This is a genomic window from uncultured Kluyvera sp., from assembly GCF_902485085.1.
Lineage (GTDB): Bacteria > Pseudomonadota > Gammaproteobacteria > Enterobacterales > Enterobacteriaceae > Kluyvera > Kluyvera ascorbata.
Genome location: NZ_CABTJS010000188.1, coordinates 1 through 24,758 on the forward strand (window position 1 = coordinate 1; position 24,758 = coordinate 24,758).

A 24,758-nucleotide genomic window follows, 5' to 3' on the forward strand; every position below is an offset into this window, starting at 1 on the left:
CAGGGCAATCGCGCAGAAGCCTGGTTTGAAATCCGCTACAGATCTAACGATCCTGACCAGGCAGCGAAGATCCGCTCTGGTATCGCGAAACGCCGTTTTATGGAGTCTCAGGTGTTTGGTCTGTATGACAACCCGCAGGAGGTGAGCGCGGCGGAAGCAAAAAATATCTTCCGGATGCTGCAAAATCACCGGCAAAAAATCATGGAGTACGAAACTGAATTCGGCCATGCACCGGATACTGACGACCCCGGAAATGACCGTATTGCAGCGGCAAATCACGACTACACCACGATTATCGATTTGGCGCAAAATGTGTCGGGGCAGGAGGTCAATGACCTGACGGAGATATTAGTTCCGGCTCGGGATGCCTTGCTGGGTTTTCCGCAGGGGCAGGGTTATGAGAATGTTCACCGCTGGTTTGACGGCGATGAACTGATTGCCAGCAATATTTATCTGGCACCGGATGATGCCGCTGCGGCAGTGCTGGACAGCCAGCAATACGAGAAAGGCAAATTCGCCTCGGGTGTTGCGGACCTGATGATGGGGGGGAGCCTTAACGATACCCTCAGCAGCCACGGTGGTAACGATGTACTGATTGGCTATGCGGGAAATGATAGCTTATTCGGCGGCGACGGCAATGATGTCCTCTACGGCGGCCAGGGGGAGGATAAGCTGTATGGCGATGCGGGAAACGATATCCTTTATGGCGGCAGCGATGCCACATTAGCCGACCTCAGCCGTAATATATTATCCGGTGGTATGGGCGAGGATATTATTTATGGTGGCGATGGTAATGATATTCTTTATGGCGGTTACGCACTCGAACAAAATGATAAAAGTGCCGATCGCTTATATGGCGGTAACGGTTTTAATACTTTTATGGTGGATGGGTATGACACCATAATACTTAACGGTAGTGATGATACTCATGGTGCTGTTTTCCTTACCGATGAGAATAAAAAGACCACCGAGCTGACAGAGGCTGTCTATTCAGAGGATGCCCAGCCGGGAGTATATGTTGATAATGCTGGCAATGAATATACCTTTGACGGTGATACGCTGGTGATTAACAATGGTTTGCGGATCGATAATTTCAAAACATATGCCAGTGTTGAAACGGATTCTGCTGGTAATACGGTTTATTCCGCGTTAGGTATCACCATTCGAGTTGAGTCTATGGACGATGGGGAGGGCTCGCAGCCTGATGATAGAGGTGGTGGGAATGGGCGGGATAAAGGCCCGGATGACGATGCCGCTCGCGCAGATCCGCTGGTTATCGATCTGGATGGTAATGGCGTGGAAACGCTGGCGGATAAAGGTATTCATTTTGATTATGGTGGCGATGGCGTTAAGGAGTTAACCGGCTGGGTTGCCGCGTCGGATGGCTTGCTGGTACGGGATTTGAACGGCGACGGTAAAATTAATAACGGTCGGGAACTGTTTGGTAACAATACGCGCCTGCATGATGGTAGCACCGCTAGTAATGGGTTTCAGGCGCTGACGGAGCTGGATGATAATCTCGACGGCAGCGTGGACAAGTTTGATAAAGCCTGGTCATCGCTGCAAATCTGGCAGGATAAAAATAGCAATGGCGAAACCGATGACGGCGAACTTTACAGCCTGGACGATGCGGGTATAACGGCAATTGATATTCGCTACGCCTCCTCAACGTTCCTTGATGGCAATGGCGAAGCGCATCGACAGACCAGCGTGGTCACGCGGGCAGACGGCACCACGACAACCAGCGCCGATGTCTGGTTCCAGGTGGATCAGTATGACAGAATTCATGTGGACGATGTGCCCCTGACGGAAGAGGTGATAAGTCTGCCCAATGCCCGCGGCTTTGGCAACGTGTCGGATTTACGTCAGGCGATGGCGAGGGATGGCGTTTTACAGGAATTAGTCATTAGCTGGCTTGCCGAGACGGACAGCGATAAAAAAGATGCGTTGCTGGATCGGCTTATTTACCAGTGGGCAGGGGTTCAGGATGTGTCCTCTGTACAGAAATATGCTATCACAATGCAACAGTTGGCGGTGATTGAGCAACTGACTTCAGCTCCCTACGATATCACCCTAATAAAGCAAGCTTCAGAAATATTACTGAAAGAGTATCAGAACTTTAAAAACTATACCGCGGCACAACTTCTGGCGCAGACCACCTTATATGAAGATCTGAAAGATGTGGTATTAACCGGCTTTAATTCTGGCGTACTTGGCGTGGTTATCAGCCTGACGGCGGCAGAAAAACTCTTTACCCGGCTCTATCAGGCCGGAGAATACGCGCGTCTGAGCGAAGTGAGTACGGCATTACTTAATCTCTCCGTCTATTCCGATTATAACCGCCAGAAACTGGCGGAGCTCCGCTATGAATTAGTCAATCGTGAACCGGGAATCAGTGATTACCTGGCGGATGATGCGGCATTCCATATTGCTGACGATACGCCTCCCGCTTCAGAAGATACTGAGGTTGAACCCAAATCAGAGGCTGAAGAAAGCACTTTTGACTGGACGTCAGGCGATGATGGCGATAACAACCTTCATGGCGATACCGGCGCGAATATGATGCGCGGTGGTCAGGGCGACGATTATCTGAGAGGAAGTGAAGGGGACGACATATACCTCTTTAACGCTGGGGACGGGCAGGATGTGATTTATGAATTCAGCGGCGATATTGAAGAACTGCTTTCGCTGACCGGGGATGAAGAAGAGGCGCACGTTCGTGCGGTGAAAGCGGGTCAGGATCGGTTGAGTTTTGGCGAAGGCCTCACGGCTGAAAATACGATTCTCAGCCGTGAAATGAACGATTTAATTATCACCTTTCAGGACAGCAGTGACAGCGTGACGGTTTTGCGATATTTCGAAGCCGACGAGCACAAGGTTGAGCAGTTGGTGTTCGAGGACGGTACCGTCTGGGATGTGGCAACGGTAAAAGCACAGATTCTGGCAGGAACCGAGGCCGACCAGCGGTTACAAGCCTTCTCGGAAGGTAGCGAGATTCATGCCAGCGGTGGGAATGATGTGCTAGAGGGGGAGCGCGGGAACGACGCACTGTATGGCGATGAGGGTGACGATGAACTGTACGGCAGCTGGGGAGATGATACGCTTTCCGGCGGGGCGGGCCTTGATGTACTAGACGGCGGTGATGGAAATGACACCTATATCTTTAATGCTGGAGGGGGTAAGGACGTTATCTTTAATAATACCCGCTTTTCAAGCGATGTCGGGCTGGATACCCTGCGCTTTGGCGACACGATCCGTCCGGATCAGATCTCGCTCTCGCGCCAGAAAGACCATTTGATTATCGCCGTGGGGGACGGCACGGATAGCGTCATCGTTATCAACTATTTTTCCGCCAAGGACAGGCCCCTGGCGCAGATTGCCTTCGCCGACGGCACCGTCTGGAACACGGAAGCGATTATTGCTGCGGCAGTGATGGTTGATGCTGCGCAAACGCACACGGCGACAGAGACCGGCGGCGAGATTCAGGCGGGTAACAATCATGACACGCTTATTGGTATGTCCGGGAACGACCGGCTTTACGGTAATGGTGGCGATGATTGGCTTACTGGCGGCGCGGGGACGGATATCCTGGCCGGTGGCGAAGGCAGCGATACCTATCAATTTAACGCTGGGGACGGGCAGGATGTCATTAATGATATGCATTATCCTGATACCCAGGACCGTAATATCCTGAATGTAGGCGATGGCCTGCTGGCGGAAAATGCTCGCTTAGGGCGCAGCGATACCGATCTGGTTATTACCTTTTCCGGCAGCAGCGACAGCATCATTATCGGTGGTTACTTTTTAGAAAAAATCCGCCCGCTGGATAGCATTCGCTTTGCAGATGGTACTTGCTGGGATGTCGCCGCAATTGATGCGCTGGCGATAACCGGTACGGATGAGGCGCAGGTGATGGTAGCTGAAGGAAATGTCAGTGAGCTTCATGCTGGTGGCGGGGACGATGCGTTATATGGTGATAAAGCGGATGCCCATCTCTGGGGAGAGGCGGGAGATGATCTGCTTATTGGGGGTGACGGAAATGATACCCTGGTAGGCGGGACGGGCGATGACTGGCTTGATGGTGGCGCAGGTAGTAATACCTATATGTTTAATGCCGGGGACGGACAGGATGTGATCGGCGGTTATTATTATAGTGACGATGCCGTTAATATCGCTGATACCCTGTATTTTGGCGACGGTCTACTGGCGGAGGATGCCGTTGTCCGGCGTGATGACGACGACCTGATTATCGCTTTCCGGGGCAGCACTGACAGTGTGACGGTTGAAGATTATTTTGGCACTAAGCGTGGGCTGCTGGTCTCTGTCTACTTTGCGGATGGCACAACCTGGACCCAGTCTGATGTATACGCGCTGGCGCGAATAGGCACCGAGGAGGCACAGTACCTGTATGCTGATGAAAACGGCAGCGAGATTCACGCAGCAGGCGGTGATGACAAACTCTATGGTAGTTACGGCAACGACGGTCTTTACGGCGACAGTGGCGATGATGTTCTGTGGGGACATGCAGGCAGCGATGTGCTAGCCGGTGGCACTGGTAATGATGTACTGGACGGTGGCTTGGGTGAGGATACTTATTTATTCAACCAGGGTGACGGACAGGATGTCATTGCCGATAACAGCTATAACCCTGAAACGGATACCTTGCGCTTTGGTGAAGGCTTGCGGATGGAAGACGCCGTTGTGCAACGCAGTGGCGATGATCTACTTATTGGTTTTCGGGACAGTACTGACCGCGTAACAATACTCGCCTATTTTGACGCGAAGTCTCATTCGATAGAACAAATTATGTTTGCTGATGGCACGACATGGGATATCTCGTCCATACAAAACCAGCTGTTGAAAAGTGCCGGAACCGATGAAGTACAGACGCTGTACGCTCTGGACATTGGCAGTGAAATTCATGCCTCCGGCGGTGATGATGTGCTACATGGCGCCGAGGGGAGCGATGCCCTGTATGGCGATAGCGGTAACGATGTGCTCTACGGACATGGTGGCAGCGACACGCTGTATGGCGGCAGTGGTGATGATGCGCTTTACGGTGACGACGATGATGATGTTCTGGCAGGCGGTACGGGTAACGATACGCTCAATGGCGATAACGGTCGGGATATGCTCTATGGTGATGAGGGTGACGATACGCTGGCTGGCGGTTCGGGTAATGACTGGCTGAGCGGGGGAACCGGTGACGATTTGCTTGACGGTGGCAACGGTAACGATCGGCTGACCGGGGGAGCCGGTAACGATATTCTGAAGGGCGGCTATGGTAGCGATGTGTATCTGTTTAACGCTGGTGATGGTCAGGAGATTATCAGCGAAGTGTACAGCAGCAGCGGCGATTCCGATATCTTACATTTTGGGAGCGGGCTACAGGCGGAAGATGTGATTTTGCAGCGCCATGAAAATAACCTGATTATCCGTTTCCAGGACAGTGAGGATAACGTCACGGTGCAGGATTATTTCTCTGCCTCAAAGTATCGGGTGGAACATATCGCCTTTGAGGACGGCACGGACTGGCTTGTCGAAGATATCCTCAATCACCTGGAAGACGGGATCCCTCTGCCAATATCGGCGCCAGCCGATGCGCCGCTCTCACTGCAACGGGTGTGCCAGGAGATCGTGGCGTTTATGTCCGATGGCGAGGGCGGAGAAGAAGATTGCGCAGGAATAGCACCGACGCTTAGCACCTCACGCACTTCGGTCAGTTCATTGATGAACTATTGAATAATAGTGATTCGGCATACCGTTTTCATGAGAGTGAAAGGTATGCCTGAATCACAATTGATATATTGAAAAATAATTAATCGCCTAGCTCGTGCGCTTTTTTATTCAGCAAGCGCGAGGCGCGCCAGTACACCAGCAACATCAGCCCCATCACCACGGTCAGCGTGATGCTGGTGGCCGCACCAAACGGCCAGTCGCGGATGTTGAGGAACTGGCTCTTGATGACGTTACCAATCAGCAGATTTTTCGCTCCACCCATCAGGTCAGAGACGTAGAACAGCCCCATCGCGGGCAGCATCACCAGCAGACAACCGGCGATAATTCCCGGCATGGTCAGCGGAATGATGATGCGGATAAAGGTTTGCAGCTTGTTGGCACCGAGATCTTTCGCCGCTTCCAGCAGCGGTTTATCGAGCTTTTCAATGCTGGAGTAAAGCGGCATCACCATAAATGGCAGCAGGATATAGACCAGGCCGATAATCACCGCGCTGGGGGTGAACATGATACGAATCGGGGTATCAATTACCCCCAACCACAGCAGAAACTCGTTGAGATAGCCCTTGGTGCTGAGGAAAATTTTCAGCCCGTAGATGCGTATCAGCGAGTTGGTCCAGAACGGCACAATCAGCAAAAACAGCAGCAGCGGGCGCACCTTATGCGGCAGACGCGCCAGAAACCAGGCGAAGGGATAGCCCAGCACCAGGCACGCCAGCGTGGCGATAAACGCCATGTTCAGCGAGTGTAGCAGCACCTCGGCGTACAGCGGGTCAAGCAGCCGAGCATAGTTGTCCAGGGTAAAGACCATCTGGACGAAATTGGCATCGTCACGCGTCAGGAAACTGGTGACGATGATCATCAGGTTGGGCAGGAATACGAACAGCACAAGCCAACCGACGATGGTGGCAATCACCACATTCTGGAACTTACTTGTGCTCTTCATCAGCCAGTACAACCTCCCAGCTTTCTACCCAATTAATCGCCATTTTCTGATCTAACGAGTGGTCAAAGTCGGGGTCATCTTCGTTGAAGAATTCGCTGACCATCACCATCTTGCCGTTCTCAAGCTCAACCACCGACTCCAGCGTCATACCTTTATAGTTACGCTCGCGCACGTAGCCAATCAGGCCGTCGACGTCGGTGCCGTCGTGGATTTCATCGACGCGCAGATCTTCCGGGCGCAGCAGGACGTTGAGCTTTTGACCCGGCGTGACCGGGAATTTAACGTCAATATTGCACTCGCGGCCTTCGACGCTGGCGCGAACGCGCAGCGAGTCGAGACGTTCAATGACGGTAGCGTTGAAGATGTTGATTTCGCCAATAAAGCTCGCCACAAACAGATTCTTCGGCTCTTCGTAGATTTCACGCGGCGTGCCGTCCTGCTCAATTTTGCCGTCGCGCATTACCACAATACGGTCAGACATGGTCAGGGCTTCTTCCTGGTCGTGAGTGACGAACACGAAGGTGATCCCAAGCTTGCGCTGCAACGCTTTGAGTTCGTTTTGCATCTGCTTACGCAGCTTGTAGTCGAGGGCGGAGAGGGATTCATCGAGCAGCAGCAGGCTCGGCTTGTTGACCACGGCGCGAGCAATAGCAACGCGCTGTTGCTGCCCGCCGGAGAGCTGGTGCGGTTTACGCTGGGCAAACTCTTCAAGCTGCACCATACGCAGCGCATCGTGAACCCGCGGGGTGATATCGCTTGCCGGCGTTTTCTGCATCCGCAGGCCGAAGGCGACGTTATCGAAAACGGTCATATGCGGGAATAGCGCGTAGCTCTGGAACACGGTATTGACGTGACGGTCTTCGGCAGGGACGTTGGTGATGTCCTGACCTTCCAGATGGATTTTCCCAGCATCGACGTTTTCCAGCCCAGCGATAAGGCGAAGAACGGTTGTTTTACCGCAGCCAGAGGGGCCAAGCAGCGTGAGGAACTCGCCGTTATTGATGGTCAGGTTCAGATCGGAGATGACCGTTTTTCCATCGAAATCTTTGCGAATTCCCGCCAGTTGCACCAGCGGTGAAAGCGAACGCGATTTAGTATTCAATTTCTTACTCTGTCCCATGTCAACACACCGGATGGCTTACCGATGCGGGGTTTGTGGTTATCCACCTTTAGACGTTTAGAGGTCTGATATTTATTAATAAGGGCTGGCATTCTACGGCAAACGATACCCAATCGCCAATCCTTGTCTAAGCTACCTTAGGTATATCCGATGATTAGCGACGGATTGATGAAAAAAATGGCCTTTGCCGGACTAAAAGTGACCTGACGCAATATTTGTGTTTTCGGGCTTATTGATAATGTTGTCACAAAAAGTGAGGGTGGCTACATGGATAAATTGCTTGAGCGTTTTTTGCAGTACGTTTCACTGGACACACAGTCGAAGCCCGGCGTGCGTCAGGTGCCGAGTACCGAAGGGCAGTGGAAACTATTACATCTGCTCAAAGAGCAATTGGAAACAATGGGGCTGGTTAACGTCACGCTGAGCGAGAAGGGTACGGTGATGGGCACCCTCCCGGCGAACGTCAGCGGCGATATTCCGGCGATCGGTTTTATCTCCCATGTGGATACCGCACCGGATTTCAGCGGTAAAAATGTCAATCCGCAAATTGTTGAAAACTATCGTGGCGGCGATATCGCCCTGGGTATCGGTGATGAAGTGCTGTCGCCGGTGATGTTCCCGGTGCTGCATCAACTGCTGGGGCAAACGCTTATCACCACCGACGGTAAAACGCTGCTGGGTGCTGATGACAAAGCCGGTATTGCCGAAATCATGACCGCGCTGGCGGTGCTGAAAGAAAAGAATATCCCGCACGGTGATATTCGCGTGGCGTTTACCCCGGACGAAGAGGTCGGGAAAGGGGCCAAGCACTTTGATGTCGAAGCCTTTAACGCGCAGTGGGCCTATACCGTTGACGGCGGTGGCGTGGGCGAACTGGAGTTTGAAAACTTCAACGCTGCCTCTATCACTATCAAAATTGTCGGCAACAACGTGCATCCGGGGACTGCGAAAGGGGTGATGGTCAACGCGCTGTCGCTGGCGACCCGCATTCATGCGGAAGTACCGGCCGATGAGAGCCCGGAAACCACCGAAGGTTACGAAGGTTTCTACCATCTCACCAGCATCAAAGGCTCGGTGGATCGCGCGGAGATGCACTACATCGTGCGCGATTTTGACCGTAAGCAGTTTGAAGCGCGTAAGCGCAAGATGATGGAAATTGCCAAGAAGGTTGGCAAAGGGCTGCACCCGGATTGCTATATTGAGCTGGTGATTGAAGACAGCTATTACAATATGCGCGAGAAGGTGGCCGATCATCCTCACATTCTGGATATCGCTCAGCAGGCGATGCGCGATTGTGATATCGAACCGGATCTCAAACCGATTCGAGGCGGCACTGACGGCGCGCAGCTGTCATTTATGGGACTCCCGTGCCCGAACCTCTTTACCGGCGGCTATAACTACCACGGCAAGCACGAGTTTGTGACCCTGGAAGGCATGGAGAAAGCGGTGAAGGTGATTGTGCGCATTGCGGAACTGACGGCGAAGCGCGGTTCATAAGAAAAAACCGGCTGATAGATGGCCGGTTTTTTTGTAGGCCGGATGGCGGCTTCGCCTTATCCGGCCTACGTATTATTTATTCTGCGAAAAACCAATACCCGCTGTTCACCAGCGCGGCCAGCATTGCCAGGAATGACGGATCGTCCAGCGCCTCGCCGAAATGCTGGCTCTCCAGCATAATACTGCCCGCCATGGCATCCAGCGCCTGCTGATGCGGTGAGTCGATCTTCTCGCCGTTGACAAAGAAATCATCCCCGATACGAATCACACGCAGGCCGCCCAGACGTTGCAACATGTCACCTTGTTGCAGCGCATCGTAAATCTCATCCGGCTGATAAGGGGGTTCCGGCGGGGCAATATCCAGCTCATGGCGCGACTGACTGATAAATTCGCCCAGCCACTGCTGGAAGTGTTCCGGCTGCTGGATCATGCCCAGCATCATATCGCGCAGACGATCCACTTCCTGCGGCAGCAGATCTGCCGGGTGATCGCGTGAAGGCACGTCCGGGTCGCTGTAGTGCTGGCTGCCGAGGTCGCGCTGCAGGATATAGTCGGCAAAACCGCTTATCAGTTCGCGGCTGTTCGGTGAGCGGAAGCCCACGGAATAGTTGAGCGAGTTTTCCAGCGCGTAGCCTTCGTGCGGGAATCCTGGTGGAATATAGAGGATATCGCCGGGTTCCATCTCTTCATCGATGATGGCATCAAACGGCTGAACCTGAAGCAGGTCCGGGTGCGGGCAGTGCTGCTTGAGCGCACTTTTCTCGCCCACGCGCCAGCGACGGCGGCCGGTACCCTGAATGATAAAGACATCGTACTGATCGACATGCGGGCCAACGCCGCCGCCCGGTACCGAGAACGAGATCATCAGATCGTCAATTCGCCAGTCGGGGAGGGCGCGGAACGGACGCATCAGCGCGCTGGAAGGCTCATGCCAGTGATCAACGGCCTGTACCAGCAGCGACCAGTTGCTTTCGCCCAGGTGATCGTAGCTTTCAAAAGGACCGTGGCTGACCTGCCAGTTGCCGTCAAGATGGCTCACCAGACGGCTATCCACCTCATTTTCCATCGCCAGACCAGCCAGTTCATCCGGTGAAATGGGGTCAATAAAGTTGGCGAAGCCGCGTTTCAGCACTACCGGGCGCTTTTGCCAGTAGCGCGCCATAAAATCGGGCCAGTTTAACGTTAAGTGGTATTCCATATTGATATTTCCGCAGCAGGTGTATGTCCGCATTATACAACGTATTCACAAAACTACCCTGCTACGGAAACATTATTTACCCTTCGTGACTGTCCGGACCCTGATGCCCGAAAATCACTTCCATTTTCGCGCCGCCGAGCAGACTGTCGTGGGCAACAATCTGACCATCATACTGGTCCACGATATCGCGAGCCACTGAGAGACCCACCCCTTGTCCCGGACGCAGCGTGTCGGCACGCTGACCGCGGTCAAAGACGATATCGCGTTTGCTTTGTGGAATGCCTGGGCCGTCATCTTCAACGATAATATGCAGGTAATCATCGGTCTGGCGGGCGGAAACCTCAACAAACTCAAGGCAGTATTTACAGGCGTTATCCAGCAGGTTGCCCATTACTTCCATAAAGTCGTTTTTCTCACCGACGAAAGAGATCTCCGGTGAGATATCCAGCGTGATGTTGACCCCTTTACGCTGATAGACCTTGTTCAGTGCCGATGTCAGGCTATCCAGCAGCGGGGCCACCGGATGAAGCTCGCGGCTGAACAGCGTGCTGTCGGAGCGCATACTGGCGCGGTGCAGGTAGTAGCCAATCTGCTGTGAGATACGGCTTATCTGTTCCAGCATGACGGGTTCAGCCTCGCTCACGGTGATTTTTTCACTGCGTAGTGAACGCAGCGAGCTTTGCAGCACCGCCAGCGGTGTTTTCAGGCTGTGGGTCAGATCGGTCAGCGTGGTGCGGTACTTATCGTAACGATCGCGTTCGCTTTTCAGCAGCCGGTTCAGGTTGCGCACCAGGCTTGTCAGCTCACGTGTGGTGTCCGGGTTCAGATGTTCCCGGTGATGTTCCTCAAGCTCGCGGACTTCACGGGTCAGATCAGCGATGGGGCGCAGGCTCCAGTGCGCGGCAATCCACAATAGCGGGATAACCAGCAGCAGGTTGGCGGCGAGCACGTAGGAGAACCAGCTCCAGACCATGTAGGAGCGTTTAAGCTCAATAGGAATGGTATCCACCACCACAATAACCAATGCCGGCATCAGGCTGGTGGCCGGGTAGCTGTTGACCGCTACCGAATGGGTCATCTCCGAATCGTCTCCCTCCTGACGCATTTCGGTGAGCTCTTTTTGTATCTCATGATCGTCGCGCAGCAGGGTGCTACTGGCGCTGGCATCGGTTTCTATCTCATAGAAACCGTTGCCTTTTAACCACTCGGGTTGAATGCTTTTTGCCAGCCACGGGAGATCTTTTTGCTGCCACAGGAGTTTGCCCTGATCGTTGTAGATCAGCGCCACCGTGGGGCCCTGCATATTGAGATTCTCGGGGATATCGACGCTGAGCGTGTTGTTCTCCCATTTGGAGAGGGTATAGAACAGGTTGCTCTCGCCGCGCAGCAGGCGGAAAGTGGTTTTATCGAAGCTGACGCTATAGCCAACGAGTGCCACCATGCCATAGGCCAGCGACAGCACGATAACCACCGCGGCCGTCGCCAGCAGGAAACGCATCCGCAGCGAAAGCGGCAGGAAATGCCGACGTAAACTCTTCATTCGCGTAGTTCGAACAGATAGCCCTGACCGCGCACGGTAATAATCACGTCCTGGGGATACTGAGCCTGAATTTTCTTACGCAGGCGGCCCATCAGTACGTCGATGGTGTGGCTCTCGCGTAGCTCTGCATCGGGATAGAGTTGCAGCATCAGGGAGTCTTTACTGACCACTTTTCCGTTATTGCGGATAAGCGTTTCCATAATGGTGTATTCGAATGCGGTGAGCTTAATCACCTCGTCATTAATGGAGAGCTCGCGGCGGGAGAGGTCAACCTGGAACGGTGGCAGGGAGATGACCTGCGAGGCATGTCCGCTGTTACGACGCATCAACGCCTGCATGCGGGCGGCGACTTCTTCAATATGGAAAGGCTTGGTGACGTAGTCGTCGGCGCCAGCGCTCAGCACTTCCACTTTATCCTGCCAGCTTTCACGTGCGGTGAGCACCAGAATCGGCAGCGAAATATCGTGGCTGCGCCAGCGGCGAATCAGCGACAGGCCGTCTTCATCGGGAAGCCCTAAATCAACAATCGCAATATCTGGAATATGCTCGCCTAAATAATAATCTGCTTCCTTCGCGTCTTCTGCGGCATCGACCTGATGGCCCATTTCCTGGAGCTGAACTTTCAGGTGGTGACGTAACAGAGCGTTGTCCTCTACGACGAGTACGCGCATGCTGTTTCTCCATTTAATTAATGACGTGAATAGTTTAACGCGATTATGGCGTTATGGAGATAAACATTGATTAAATTGGCAGGAAAGTCCCCTCCTTCAGGAAGAAGGAGGGGGAGGCGAGATTATTTCAGCTCATCAACCATGGTGATGGCGCGGCCGATATAATTAGCCGGGGTCATGGCTTTCAGGCGAGTTTTCTCTTCTTCTGGCAGCGCCAGACCGTCGATAAACTGCTTCATGCCTTCGGCATCTACACGTTTGCCGCGGGTCAGTTCTTTCAGCTTCTCGTACGGCTTTTCGATACCGTAACGACGCATCACGGTCTGAATTGGCTCAGCCAGTACTTCCCAGTTGTGGTCCAGTTCGTCAAGCAGACGATCGCGGTTCACTTCCAGCTTGCTCACGCCTTTCAGGGTGGACTGGTAGGCGATCAGCGCGTAGCCGATACCCACGCCCAGGTTACGCAGCACGGTGGAGTCGGTCAGGTCACGCTGCCAGCGGGAAACCGGCAGTTTGCTGGCCAGGTGCTGCAGCACAGCGTTGGACAGGCCCAGATTGCCTTCGGAGTTTTCGAAGTCGATTGGGTTGACCTTGTGCGGCATGGTGGAAGAACCGATTTCGCCGGCAATGGTTTTCTGCTTGAAGTGGTTGAGCGCGATGTAGCCCCACACGTCACGGTCGAAGTCGATCAGAATGGTGTTGAAGCGTGCGATGCAGTCAAACAGCTCGGCAATATAGTCATGCGGTTCGATCTGCGTGGTGTACGGGTTCCACTGAATGCCCAGCGAGGTCACGAACTCTTCGCTGAACTGGTGCCAGTCAACGTCCGGGTATGCTGCGATGTGGGCATTATAGTTACCCACCGCACCGTTGATTTTACCGAGGATTTCAACCTGTGCCAGCTGGCGGTACTGACGCTCCATACGGTAAGCGACGTTCGCCATCTCTTTACCGATGGTTGACGGCGTAGCCGGCTGACCGTGGGTGCGGGACAGCAGCGGAATATCGCGGTACTGAACGGCCAGATCTTTGATGGCATCAATCATTTTGCGCCAGTACGGCAGCACCACTTCTTCGCGCGCGGTTTTCAGCATCAGCGCGTGGGAGAGGTTGTTGATGTCTTCGGAGGTGCAGGCAAAGTGAATGAATTCAGACACCGCGTGCAGCTCAGGCACGGACGCGACTTTTTCTTTCAGGAAATACTCAACCGCCTTCACGTCGTGGTTGGTGGTGCGCTCGATAGTCTTAATGCGCGCCGCGTCTTCTTCACTGAAGTTTGCCACGATGCTATCAAGGTAACCGTTTGCGTCGGCAGCAAAAGCAGGAACTTCCTTGACGGCTGCGTGTGCGGCCAGCTTTTGCAGCCAGCGTACTTCGACTTGTACACGGAACTTCAGCAAACCGTATTCGCTGAAAATCCCGCGCAGCGCGCTGACTTTATCGCCGTAGCGTCCATCGACGGGTGAAACGGCGGTCAGTGAGGATAATTCCATAGATCATAACTCCGGGGTTAAATGAGCAAGAATTTGTTTTGCCTGAGTGGTCAGGCGATTACGAGAAAACATCAGCTGTAGACGGCCACCGCCGACCTGGTGCCACAGCACCGCGGCGCGGATACCTGCCAGCAGCGAAGCGCGGACCTTGGACTGCACCTGCGGGCTTTGCAGCACGGCAGGGGAACCGGTTACCTGAATTCGCGGGCCGAGCGGGCTAATCACGTCAACATAGATACCGGCCATCGCGCTGAGCAGGGTATCGGACTGTAAATCAAAATGGTCGAGCTGACGCTGCAGACCAGTAATACGGTTGCCCAGAATATCCATCGCCCCTTTGGCTGCGGCGAGCTTGCGCTCCAGCACCATCAGGCTGAGGGTATAGCGGGTCAGCTCTGCGTTCAGGCCCTGGCGGCTGCTGGCATTCAGCACCGCGAGCAGGGTTTCAAGGCCGAGGCGAAGATTGGCTTCACTGCCACCGAACACGCCCAGCGCAGAGTCTGGGTTCAGATCGATAATACTGTTCAGCGAAACGTGTAACGCGTCGCCGTCGCAGTGTCCCTGATGGGCCAGCTGCTGCACCAGACGGGCGGACTGGCAAATACCGGCCAGCGCCAGGGTGATGTCATAGTAATTCTTCGCCACGCTCACTCCTTGTTGGCATCTGACCTGCGGCGCGACGCGGGCCAGATTGCGTTGTACCCTATCGAAGCAGGGCTTTATTCCACTGGCAGCGGCAGGCGCTGCTCAATCACGCCGCCACCGAGACAGATTTCACCGTTGTAGAACACGGCGGACTGACCTGGGGTCACTGCGGCAACAGGCTCTTCAAAGCGAACCTCAATACGGCCTTCATCCAGTGCGGTGACGGTGCACGGGATATCGGTCTGGCGATAGCGGGTCTTCACGGTGCAGCGGAACGTGCCGGTGACCGGTTCACGGTCAACCCAGTGCAGCTGCTGAGCGATAAGACCAACGGACATCAGGCGCGGGTGATCGTGACCCTGGGCGACAACCAGCACGTTGTTTTCAACGTCTTTGTCGACCACGTACCACGGATCTTCCGTCCCTTCTTTGGTCCCGCCAATACCCAGACCTTTACGCTGACCGAGCGTGTGGTACATCAGCCCCTGATGGGTGCCGATCTCTTCGCCGTCAACGGTGATAATTTTACCCGGCTGCGCTGGCAGGTAGCGGCCGAGGAACTCGCGGAATTTACGCTCACCGATAAAGCAGATACCGGTAGAGTCTTTTTTCTTCGCGGTGATGAGATCCAGCTCTTCGGCGATTTTACGTACCTGCGGCTTTTCCAGCTCTCCGACCGGGAACAGGCTCTGTGCTATCTGTTCGTGGCCGAGCGTATAAAGGAAGTAGCTCTGATCTTTATTGCCATCGAGGCCACGCAGAAGCTGGCTTTTGCCGTTGACATCCGCACGGCGCACGTAGTGGCCGGTCGCGATGTAATCTGCGCCCAGGTCTTCAGCGGCGAATTCGAGGAAGGCTTTAAATTTGATCTCTTTGTTGCACAGGATATCCGGGTTCGGCGTACGACCCGCTTTGTACTCTTCCAGGAAGAGTTCAAAAACGTTATCCCAGTATTCGGCGGCAAAGTTAACGGTGTGCAGCTCAATGCCGAGCTTATCGCATACCGCTTGCGCATCGGCAAGATCGGCGGCAGCAGTGCAGTATTCCTCGCCGTCGTCTTCCTCCCAGTTCTTCATGAACAGGCCCTCCACCTTATAGCCCTGTTGTTGCAACAGGTAGGCGGAAACGGAGGAATCAACACCGCCGGACATGCCGACGATCACTTTTTTCTGGCTTTCTGACATTGGAATACTCACGACATTGGACTTCAAGGCGGCATATTCTAGCACGCAGCCCCTTACTTGACACCCTCTGTAAACGGCCAGTTAAATTCGCCGATTAATGACAGCGGATATCGTGCATCTTGCTGATAGCTACGAATACTTTCGGCTACCAGTGCGGAACGCAGGTTGCTGGCCTGCAAAATTTCTTCAGCGCTCACCCACAAACAGCGGTCAATATCGCTGTCATGCGGCTCGGTAGGGCAGATGTTATCGAGCTCAATAACGAACAGAAAACGCAGGAAAGGCGTGTTGTCCGGCGCGAGCCACTGATGCAGGCGAAGAAAGTGCTGCGGCGTCGCGCGAATGCCGGTTTCTTCCCATAGCTCACGCTGGGCGGCCTGAACCAGCGTCTCATCCGCCTCCAGATGACCTGCGGGCTGGTTCCATAGCGCTTTGCCGTTGATGGTTTCTTCAACCACCAGGAATTTATCTTCAGCGTGAACTACACAGGCGACGGTAACGTGTGGCTTGAACATGCGGCGTCCTTATCGAGCGAGAAAGGAGATAAGGATATAAAGAAGAGAGAAGGGAATCAAACGCGAGCCGGAGAACTCCAGCTTTGCTGCATAATCACCCCTTGTTGATTGCTTAATATGACGGTGATTTGTGTCCACTCGCCCTGGGGAATATCCAGGTGTAGGCTGGCGAGCTGCTGAGGACGCTGGGCTTTAAGAGTCACCTGTCCGCTTTGGCTGCTGTTGCTGGTGCCGGACTGGCCTTGATGGATAATATTAATGGTTAACTGGCAGTCACAGTCGCTGGTCACACTGACCATCGGGGTGATCACCACCGTTTCGGCCTGTGCCTGGGTTTCAAACCACAGTTGGTTACTGAGCGCGGCGGCAATAAGGAGTAAATGCATGGCGGGCCTCGTGATAGCGGAAATTCGGCCGGATGAATGTTCATCCGGCCGCTTTTATTAGTGCTGCAGTACCGTCGAACTGTTGCCGGAACCGCCAACTTGCTGAACGTAAGCCAGCGTGTTGTTGCGACCCTGGTCTACATAGCTGCTGTTATAGCTACCGCTCTGTGACACCACCACCATTGAACCTTCTGCATTCTGGTTAACGGTTGAGCTGTTACGGTAGTCGACCTGAGTGACATCAACTGAACTGTTTTTGCCTTTCTGGTCGATATACGAGCTATTGTTGTTGCCGCTCTGCGCTACATTAATGGCGTTACCCGTGCCAGCTTGCAGCGTTGTGGAGGCGTTTGAGGTCCCCGACTGTGTGACCGCAATCGAGTTACCGGACCCCGCCTGAGTTGCGTAGGATTGGTTGCCCGTGCCGTACTGATTCACGACGGTCGCACTTTTCGTGGCAATTTGGTTCACCGTTGATCTGCCCCAATCGCCGTTCTGATGAACGTCGATAGTAGAACCGGATGCCCCAGTCTGACTGGCATAGGAATCGTTATTGCTGCCTGCCTGATAAATGTGCACCACGCCATCCCATTTCCCCGCAGCAGGAAGAACCGGTTTTGTTGGTGTAGTAAAGCCCACGTGAGGGATGCTGACGCCGCTCCCGCTAGAGGGAGGCGTCCAGTCATTGCCGCCTGCCATTGCAGTACCAGATGCTAACAACGTTGACAAAATAACAATGTTCCACTTTTTCATGAGATACCCCATAGGTTTAGAGATTGGTAAGCCAGTTCAAACACTAATTTTGGGTAATACGAATTGCCATTCCTGCCGAATTTTGCACAACGGCCGCGCTGCGGCTTGTGCCCGTTTGATTGATCTGCGTGAGATTGCGAACACCTTTATTGACAATCTCAGCAGAGTTATCAAAACCCGTTTGCGTAATATCTGCCTCGTTGCCCGTTCCTGCCTGTACTAATACGGCAGAGTTGTTCGTCCCTGATTGGCTGACCGTGGCATTATTACCATTACCGTATTGCGCTATTGCCGCACGATTATTAAAACCATTCTGATTTAATATCGCGTTGTTATATCCACCCACCTGCGAAATAGAACCATAAATATGCGAGCCTGACTGTGTAATAGACGCAGTATTATCACTGCCGTGCTGGCCAGTGATGGCAACCATATTGTAGCCCTGACGATAATTATTCAGCCCTGAAAACTCAGAACCAGCAAGATCGCCTCCCGCCATAGACAGATATGAATAGCCCAATAAGGGTATTAATAAAAACCATTGTTTCATAATGGCACCTAGTTTTAACCGATGGTTAAAGTCAGGAGTTAAATCAGCACACCTTAAGCCGATAATGGATTAGGGAGTGAAACTGATTTATGGATTGAGTATGTCTGAGGCTAATATCCCTGTTTTTCACCTGGATTGCGTATTTTGAAAATGAGCATCAGTCAATAGTATGAGAATGCAGGAATGAGGGAGCCGCTGCGGCGCGGCACGAAAGCCATGCGTAACAATCCGTCGAGGCTGACGATGTTTGAGTACGGTAAGGTTTACACTCTGGCTGTAACCTGCTTGTAACTGGCGAGTGTTGTGGAATATAAAATTTACATTTTGGTAAATTGTTGTCTGCCATTGACTTATTGCTAATGGTTTGAAATGTAAATACGTCATTTTACACTTTGCCTGAATAATATCCTGATGGCTTTTTTTTTCTATATTAATCATAAAGAAAGGCAAAACCTTTTGTAATAAAATGACATGTTATTGTTACATTTTGAAACACAAATAACCCTTGCTATAAAAATGGCAATGTCTAGATTGAACAGTATTGCAGCACTTAGGATTTAAGCGCTAATGCGTGCTTAATCTCTTTATTGTCATACTTATTAATCAGCAACTACACAGAACAGCGACCCTTTCTGTATATGCACTCGTTTGTGCATAACAGAAAGGGCACGCGTTCCAAGCAGCAAGCGGGATAGGATTGCATTATGCCGAAAGAAACTGAACCGGTGTATAACGATATTTTGTTGTTAATAACCAGGCCGTCTTTACAGGCAACCGCCCTGGTCCATCAACTCAAAGCTTCATTAACAATTAATGTCAAAATACAGAATATTCAAAAAACGCTCGAACAGCCTAGCGCTGAGCGCATTCTGGTACTTTTTGACCTTAGCGAATCGGATAAAAGAAGAACGATGCTGTGGCAGAGCGAGCTTCGACGATTACGTGACAAAGTTAAAGTATTGCTGATCAATATGCCAGATGACTATCAATTTCATGAGGTTGAGTCCTGGCTTGGGATCAGCGCCGTCTTCCAGCTCTCCGTTGATGAACCTACGCTGGTGGGAGGTATCCGTAACGTAATGAGCGGCGGCTGCCATTTTCCCCACGATCTGACCAGTTATCTTATTAATCAGTCCGGTAATTACCGCTATCACGACGATACCAGTGGGCTGACGCAAAGAGAAAGAGATATTCTTAATAAACTCCGGATGGGGGCTTCTAACATTGAAATTGCCCGCCTGCTATTTATTAGCGAAAATACGGTAAAGACGCACTTATATAATCTTTTCCGAAAAATAGCGGTAAAAAACAGGACGCAGGCGGTTACCTGGGCCAACGAGAACCTTAGACGCTAATCATGAAATATCTGATGGTGGTAACAGTATCGTTAATGATGCTGCTGGCGCCGTGCGCCAGTTATTCTGCAGAAATAGAAATACCTGGATTGGTGACAGATAATACGGTCACTCGTGTGGGTCATGATTTCTATCGTGCATTTACCGAACATTGGGAGGAGGAATACCCGGGGGCGATTACTATTAATGAACGGCCGAGCGCCCGCTGGGGAAGTTGGATAACGATTAAGGTTGACCAGGATTTATTATATCAAACGTTCTTATTTCCCAGTAAAAATGACTTTAATAAGCAAGTTAATATCGCGTTAGCCTCGGTTTATGAGGCGCTATCGAAACGTGCGATTAATAAAGCATTATTAAACACCGGCGATTTAACCAGCGATGAGTTCTAGGAGTGTACGATGAAAGTGCTTTCTTTGATTCTTGGCATTGGTTTTTTATCTACCACCGCGCAGGCTGGAAATCTGACTTTCCAGTTTGTTAACCCCAACTTTGGCGGCAACCCAAATAACGGCGCATTTTTGCTTTCACAAGCTAACGCACAAAACTCTTATAAAGACCCTGATGCCTATGATTGGAATAGCGGATCAACGGGAACCTCTGCTCTCGATAATTTCACCGCGGCTATTCAATCACAACTTCTTGGCAGCTTGATGGGTAATATTTCCACCGGCAAACCCGGGCGTCTGGTGACTAAAGATTTTATTGTGGATATCACCAATACCGACGGTCAACTGATGATGAATATTCTTGACCGTGCTACCGGGAAATCGTCCACCATTCAGGTCAGCGGCCTGAGCAGCATTTCAACAAACTAATCAGTGGCGAGAAGCTGACATGAAAAATATCTCTGGGGTAGTGGCTATTTTCATTAGCCTGTTTATGCTGACGGGCTGTATTACTTCTCCACCAAAACAGGCGGCAAAACCCACGCTGCTACCGCGTTCACAGAGCTACCAGGATTTAACGCACCTGCCGGAGCCGCAGGGGAGACTGTTTGTTTCGGTCTATAACATCTCGGATGAGACCGGGCAGTTCAAACCTTATCCGGCGAGTAACTTTTCCACGTCAGTTCCGCAAAGTGCCACCGCGATGCTGGTATCAGCGCTGAAGGATTCTAACTGGTTTATTCCGCTGGAGCGCCAGGGGTTACAGAACCTGCTTAATGAGCGAAAAATTATTCGCGCGGCGCAGGAAAATGGCACGGTGGCGGTGAATAACCGTACTCAGCTTCCATCGCTGGTCGCGGCCAATATTCTGATCGAAGGTTCCATCATCGGTTATGAAAGCAACGTGAAATCGGGCGGGGCAGGGGCGCGGTATTTTGGCATCGGGGCGAGTACGCAGTATCAGCTCGATCAGATTGCGGTCAACCTGAGGGTGGTTAACGTCAGTACCGGCGAAGTGCTCTCCTCGGTGAATACCAGCAAAACGATCCTCTCTTATGAGTTCCAGGCTGGGGTCTTCCGCTACATCGACTATCAGCGCCTGTTGGAAGGTGAAGTGGGTTATACGGTCAATGAACCGGTGATGTTGTGTCTGATGTCGGCGATTGAAACGGGCGTCATCTATCTGGTGAATGACGGTATCTCGCGCAACCTGTGGCAGCTGAAGAACGCTTCTGACATTAACTCACCGGTGCTGGAAAAATATAAGAGCATTATTGTTCCGGATATTTCCTGAAACCCTTTGCCGGGCGAACGCTATCCGCGTTCGCCGTCGGCTTCTCGCCATTCGCCGTTGTTGAGATTATCCAGGGTATAGCCGCCCATGGCATAGCGAATCAGGCGCAGCGTCGGGTACCCCACGTGGGCCGTCATGCGCCGTACCTGACGATTGCGACCTTCATATAGAGTGACCTTCAGCCAGGCTGTTGGAATGGATTTGCGTTCGCGGATGGGAGGATTACGTGGCCACAGCCAATCGGGAGCGTCAACGCGCTCAATACCGGCTGGCAGCGTGGGGCCATCGTTTAGCGTGACGCCATGACGCAGCGCTTCCATTGCCTCTTCCGTCGGTTCGCCTTCGACTTGAACGTAGTAAATTTTCCCTGTCCGTTTGCCCGGTTGCGTCAGCCTGGCCTGTAAGGCACCGTCATTTGTTAACACCAGAAGCCCTTCGCTGTCCCTGTCGAGGCGGCCCGCAGCGTAGACATTTTGCACAGGAATATAATCTTTTAGCGTGCTACGTCCTGCTTCATCGGTAAATTGCGGCAACACATCGTAGGGTTTATTGAACAGAATGACGCGTTTTGGTTGGTTATCTTTACGCGACCTGGTGGCTTGTCGTGAGCTGAATCGCTCAAGCTGGTTTTTTCTAAATGAAGTCTTAATCATAGTATTTTCAGGCCTTATAGATTCGCGCATTATAGCCTAATAACGAGAGTCTTTCATGGCGACAAACAATCAGGTAGTATTGACAGGCTTATTACAAAACATTAACAAAATGCTCTAACTCTTTGTGTTGCAGGAAGACGGTAAGACAGTGCATCTCCAGGCTATACCCTGAAGGGGATTAGTGGAGTGGGCGTAGTAGCGGCAAGAACCTGTGGCGTAAAGGATGACGAGCACACCAGAAGCGCTCGAAGGAGAGGTGAATGGAAAGCAAAGTAGTTGTTCCGGCGGAAGGTCAAAAAATCACCCTGAAAGACGGCAAGCTGAATGTGCCACACAATCCGATTATCCCATTTATTGAAGGCGACGGTATCGGTGTTGATGTCACCCCAGCAATGCTGAAAGTGGTTGATGCCGCTGTTAAGAAAGCCTACAAAGGCGAGCGTAAAATTTCCTGGATGGAAATTTACACCGGGGAAAAATCCACCCAACTTTACGGCCAGGACGTATGGCTGCCAGCAGAAACGCTGGATCTCATCCGCGACTACCGTGTTGCTATCAAAGGCCCTCTGACTACGCCAGTTGGCGGCGGCATCCGTTCTCTGAACGTTGCGCTGCGTCAAGAGCTTGACCTGTACGTGTGTCTGCGTCCGGTTCGCTACTATCAGGGCACCCCAAGCCCGGTTAAACACCCAGAACTGACCGATATGGTCATCTTCCGTGAAAACTCTGAAGACATCTACGCAGGTATCGAATGGAAAGCTGACTCTGCTGACGCTGAGAAAGTGATTAAATTCCTGCGCGAAGAGATGGGCGTGAAGAAAATTCGCTTCCCTGAACACTGCGGTATCGGCATCAAGCCGTGCTCCGAAGAAGGGACCAAGCGTCTGGTGCGTGCGGCGATTGAATACGTTATCACCAACGACCGCGATTCCCTGACCCTGGTTCACAAGGGTAACATCATGAAGTTTACCGAAGGCGCGTTCAAAGACTGGGGCTACCAGCTGATTCGCGAAGAATTCGGCGGCGAACTGATTGACGGCGGCCCATGGCAGAAAATCAAGAACCCGAACACCGGCAAAGAGATCATCATTAAAGATGTGATCGCCGATGCGTTCCTGCAGCAGATCCTGCTGCGTCCTGCTGAATACGACGTTATCGCCTGTATGAACCTGAACGGTGACTACATTTCCGATGCGCTGGCTGCACAGGTTGGTGGTATCGGTATCGCTCCGGGCGCGAACATCGGTGACGAATGCGCACTGTTCGAAGCGACCCACGGTACTGCACCGAAGTATGCAGGCCAGGACAAAGTGAACCCAGGTTCTATCATCCTGTCCGCAGAAATGATGTTGCGTCATATGGAATGGTTCGAAGCGGCTGACCTTATCGTTAAAGGTATGGAAGGCGCTATCAATAACAAGACCGTGACCTATGACTTCGAACGTCTGATGGAAGGCGCTAAACTGCTGAAATGTTCAGAGTTTGGTGACGCGATCATCGAAAACATGTAATCCACTTGCTGGCTTAGTGATAAACGGGAGCCGGTTGGTTCCCGTTTTTTATTAGCATTCGAATTGTGTAGAGCCTCCAACAAGCAGAAAAGACCGATAGGGGCATACCTCGAGTTATCCTTCCGCTGTCTATAATGGCACTGTTAACAATAGGAAAACGGAATTAGCATGCAAGCGATCCGCTTGTGCGGCTTGACGAATTGCCGGGGTGCGATGGGGGATGCTTCAGACCTGGAACCACGCTATTACAGCCAAAAATAGTAGGAATAATTTTAATTTGTTGTCGTTTTTATCATGATCTGAATAATGCATATGATAACCATTAAAGGCAATGTTTTATGAAAATTCATGCTATTACAATCATTGCGCTGCTTTCTTTTCCCATCATTACACATTCAGCATTTCAGGAAAGGGAATACAATACCTGGTATTCAAAAGATGCCATTCTTTATGATATGACGCAGACTTCAGATGGATTCCCCGTCATGCTGAGTATTTCACAGCCTGGGCGAAGCGGGGCCAATATGGTGGTCTCTTATCTATCGGAGGGGGCGTGCGTTGATAGCAGTAGGGCATTGAATGTAAATGGAAAAGACATTCCCGCTAAATACAGTTGTGTGCCAGTAGGAAAGAACAAGATTGAACATTTTGCCGTGAAGAATGCCGAACAGGTCAATGAGATGGTGAGCCGTCTCAATTCTGATTTCACGTTATTGCTGCAGAATGATATCAAAGTATGGGCTGCCAATATCAAATCACCGAAATATGGTGTGGCACCGAGATTTTGATGCGCGATATGAATAGCATCCGCGAGCTGATGTTTTATTTATCGATATATTAGCCTTACCCGAATCCCAACGTATTCTTTGCGTGCGATTTCTCCGCTTCAGCGCAGGCACACCTGCGCTGCATCGATATGCTTTTTATGCTGTAAAAAGCGGCGCATTTCCCTGGCACATCCCTGATAGTGCCGGGGAAGGTCGCTGGTGGTGGTTATTCACTCTCCAGCCAGAACTCTGCCTCGTCAAACATCTCCTGCACCGTACGACTTATCTGCTCTTTTTCATGCTTGCTGGCATCCGTATTGATAGCCGGCAGCGTCATCATCGGTTTCACCCGAACCTCGGCCTCCGGGAAGATACGGTGAATTCTCTTGCTCAGTTCACCGTGTATTATCTCTTTCGCGCCTGGCAAACCTTCAAAAGTAAGCGTCGTCTCAGCACCGTCTGGCAGATCCTGATATTCCTGAGAGGATAGTGGACACCAAATATGGTGGACGCTATCCATGAAATCATTAACCGCAGTGCGTAAAAAAAGCCCTA

At 52.1% G+C, this 24,758-nt stretch carries 22 protein-coding genes; 8 read left to right on the top strand and 14 right to left on the bottom strand.

The window, feature by feature from the left end; translation table 11 throughout:
* Nucleotides 1–5,742 (top strand): calcium-binding protein (locus RDN66_RS23770; protein ID WP_308538228.1); only part of this gene is annotated, 5,742 nt, incomplete at its 5' end.
* Nucleotides 5,743–5,818: 76 nt separating this feature from the next.
* On the opposite strand, the gene potB is transcribed toward RDN66_RS23770, so the two are convergent.
* Together potB and potA are read right to left on the bottom strand one after the other, a co-directional pair.
* Nucleotides 5,819–6,682, bottom strand: coding sequence for a spermidine/putrescine ABC transporter permease PotB (gene potB / locus RDN66_RS23775; RefSeq protein ID WP_202215979.1), 864 nt, complete (start codon nt 6,680–6,682; stop codon nt 5,819–5,821).
* Nucleotides 6,666–7,802, bottom strand: coding sequence for a spermidine/putrescine ABC transporter ATP-binding protein PotA (gene potA, locus RDN66_RS23780; protein WP_035897412.1), 1,137 nt, complete (start codon nt 7,800–7,802; stop codon nt 6,666–6,668). Before potA ends, potB begins: the two co-directional genes overlap by 17 nt.
* A gap of 267 nt (nt 7,803–8,069) precedes the next feature.
* Here potA and pepT point away from each other — a divergent pair, with 267 nt between their 5' ends.
* A complete protein-coding gene (pepT, locus tag RDN66_RS23785; RefSeq protein WP_185064546.1) occupies nt 8,070–9,299 on the top strand; it encodes a peptidase T in 1,230 nt (409 codons plus the stop codon).
* A 76-nt stretch (nt 9,300–9,375) separates the two neighbouring features.
* Here pepT and RDN66_RS23790 read toward each other — a convergent pair whose 3' ends face one another.
* The 10 genes from RDN66_RS23790 to RDN66_RS23835 form a co-directional block, all read right to left on the bottom strand.
* Nucleotides 9,376–10,497 carry a cupin domain-containing protein gene (locus tag RDN66_RS23790; RefSeq protein WP_035896072.1) on the bottom strand — a complete coding sequence of 374 codons (1,122 nt, stop codon included), beginning with the start codon at nt 10,495–10,497 and terminating at the stop codon, nt 9,376–9,378.
* A 76-nt stretch (nt 10,498–10,573) separates the two neighbouring features.
* The gene (gene phoQ / locus RDN66_RS23795) at nt 10,574–12,037 is read right to left on the bottom strand and encodes a two-component system sensor histidine kinase PhoQ (protein ID WP_035896074.1); all 1,464 of its coding nucleotides are present in this window, start codon (nt 12,035–12,037) and stop codon (nt 10,574–10,576) included.
* Complete coding sequence (gene phoP, locus RDN66_RS23800) at nt 12,034–12,708, bottom strand: two-component system response regulator PhoP (protein ID WP_035896075.1); 675 nt, start codon at nt 12,706–12,708, stop codon at nt 12,034–12,036. The genes phoQ and phoP overlap by 4 nt, the downstream gene beginning before the upstream one ends.
* Before the next feature lie 122 nt (nt 12,709–12,830).
* The gene (gene purB / locus RDN66_RS23805; RefSeq protein WP_123652498.1) at nt 12,831–14,201 is read right to left on the bottom strand and encodes an adenylosuccinate lyase; all 1,371 of its coding nucleotides are present in this window, start codon (nt 14,199–14,201) and stop codon (nt 12,831–12,833) included.
* Between the two features lie 3 nt (nt 14,202–14,204).
* Nucleotides 14,205–14,846: a high frequency lysogenization protein HflD gene (hflD, locus tag RDN66_RS23810; RefSeq protein WP_035896078.1), complete on the bottom strand. Its 642-nt coding sequence runs from the start codon at nt 14,844–14,846 to the stop codon at nt 14,205–14,207.
* Nucleotides 14,847–14,920: 74 nt separating this feature from the next.
* Complete coding sequence (gene mnmA, locus RDN66_RS23815; RefSeq protein ID WP_035896079.1) at nt 14,921–16,030, bottom strand: tRNA 2-thiouridine(34) synthase MnmA; 1,110 nt, start codon at nt 16,028–16,030, stop codon at nt 14,921–14,923.
* Nucleotides 16,031–16,083: 53 nt separating this feature from the next.
* On the bottom strand, nt 16,084–16,545 hold the full coding sequence (locus RDN66_RS23820; protein ID WP_202215977.1) for an NUDIX hydrolase: 462 nt from the start codon (nt 16,543–16,545) through the stop codon (nt 16,084–16,086).
* A 56-nt stretch (nt 16,546–16,601) separates the two neighbouring features.
* Nucleotides 16,602–16,931 (bottom strand): curli assembly chaperone CsgC, encoded by a 330-nt coding sequence (gene csgC, locus RDN66_RS23825; protein WP_202215976.1) that lies wholly within the window; start codon nt 16,929–16,931, stop codon nt 16,602–16,604.
* A gap of 57 nt (nt 16,932–16,988) precedes the next feature.
* On the bottom strand, nt 16,989–17,684 hold the full coding sequence (locus RDN66_RS23830) for a hypothetical protein (protein WP_181814586.1): 696 nt from the start codon (nt 17,682–17,684) through the stop codon (nt 16,989–16,991).
* A gap of 43 nt (nt 17,685–17,727) precedes the next feature.
* Nucleotides 17,728–18,234, bottom strand: coding sequence for a hypothetical protein (locus RDN66_RS23835; RefSeq protein ID WP_035896086.1), 507 nt, complete (start codon nt 18,232–18,234; stop codon nt 17,728–17,730).
* Between the two features lie 704 nt (nt 18,235–18,938).
* On the opposite strand from RDN66_RS23835, the gene csgD reads away from it, so the two are divergent.
* Genes csgD through csgG form a run of 4 tightly spaced genes read left to right on the top strand, consistent with a single transcriptional unit; the run spans nt 18,939 to nt 21,272 of the window.
* The gene (gene csgD / locus RDN66_RS23840) at nt 18,939–19,589 is read left to right on the top strand and encodes a biofilm master transcriptional regulator CsgD (RefSeq protein WP_035896087.1); all 651 of its coding nucleotides are present in this window, start codon (nt 18,939–18,941) and stop codon (nt 19,587–19,589) included.
* Between the two features lie 2 nt (nt 19,590–19,591).
* The gene (gene csgE, locus RDN66_RS23845; RefSeq protein ID WP_202215974.1) at nt 19,592–19,981 is read left to right on the top strand and encodes a curli production assembly/transport protein CsgE; all 390 of its coding nucleotides are present in this window, start codon (nt 19,592–19,594) and stop codon (nt 19,979–19,981) included.
* Between the two features lie 9 nt (nt 19,982–19,990).
* A complete protein-coding gene (gene csgF, locus RDN66_RS23850; protein WP_035896090.1) occupies nt 19,991–20,407 on the top strand; it encodes a curli production assembly/transport protein CsgF in 417 nt (138 codons plus the stop codon).
* Between the two features lie 19 nt (nt 20,408–20,426).
* The gene (gene csgG, locus RDN66_RS23855) at nt 20,427–21,272 is read left to right on the top strand and encodes a curli production assembly/transport protein CsgG (RefSeq protein ID WP_035896092.1); all 846 of its coding nucleotides are present in this window, start codon (nt 20,427–20,429) and stop codon (nt 21,270–21,272) included.
* A 20-nt stretch (nt 21,273–21,292) separates the two neighbouring features.
* On the opposite strand, the gene rluE is transcribed toward csgG, so the two are convergent.
* Complete coding sequence (gene rluE / locus RDN66_RS23860) at nt 21,293–21,955, bottom strand: 23S rRNA pseudouridine(2457) synthase RluE (protein WP_035896093.1); 663 nt, start codon at nt 21,953–21,955, stop codon at nt 21,293–21,295.
* A gap of 230 nt (nt 21,956–22,185) precedes the next feature.
* Here rluE and icd point away from each other — a divergent pair, with 230 nt between their 5' ends.
* Together icd and RDN66_RS23870 are read left to right on the top strand one after the other, a co-directional pair.
* Nucleotides 22,186–23,436 carry an NADP-dependent isocitrate dehydrogenase gene (gene icd / locus RDN66_RS23865; RefSeq protein ID WP_035896096.1) on the top strand — a complete coding sequence of 417 codons (1,251 nt, stop codon included), beginning with the start codon at nt 22,186–22,188 and terminating at the stop codon, nt 23,434–23,436.
* Between the two features lie 338 nt (nt 23,437–23,774).
* On the top strand, nt 23,775–24,224 hold the full coding sequence (locus tag RDN66_RS23870) for a hypothetical protein (protein WP_202215973.1): 450 nt from the start codon (nt 23,775–23,777) through the stop codon (nt 24,222–24,224).
* Between the two features lie 205 nt (nt 24,225–24,429).
* Here the strand turns inward: RDN66_RS23870 and RDN66_RS23875 are convergent, their stop codons facing one another.
* Entirely contained in the window at nt 24,430–24,669 is a 240-nt protein-coding gene (locus tag RDN66_RS23875; protein ID WP_308538229.1) for a DinI-like family protein, read from the bottom strand.
* Between the last annotated feature and the right edge of the window lie 89 nt (nt 24,670–24,758).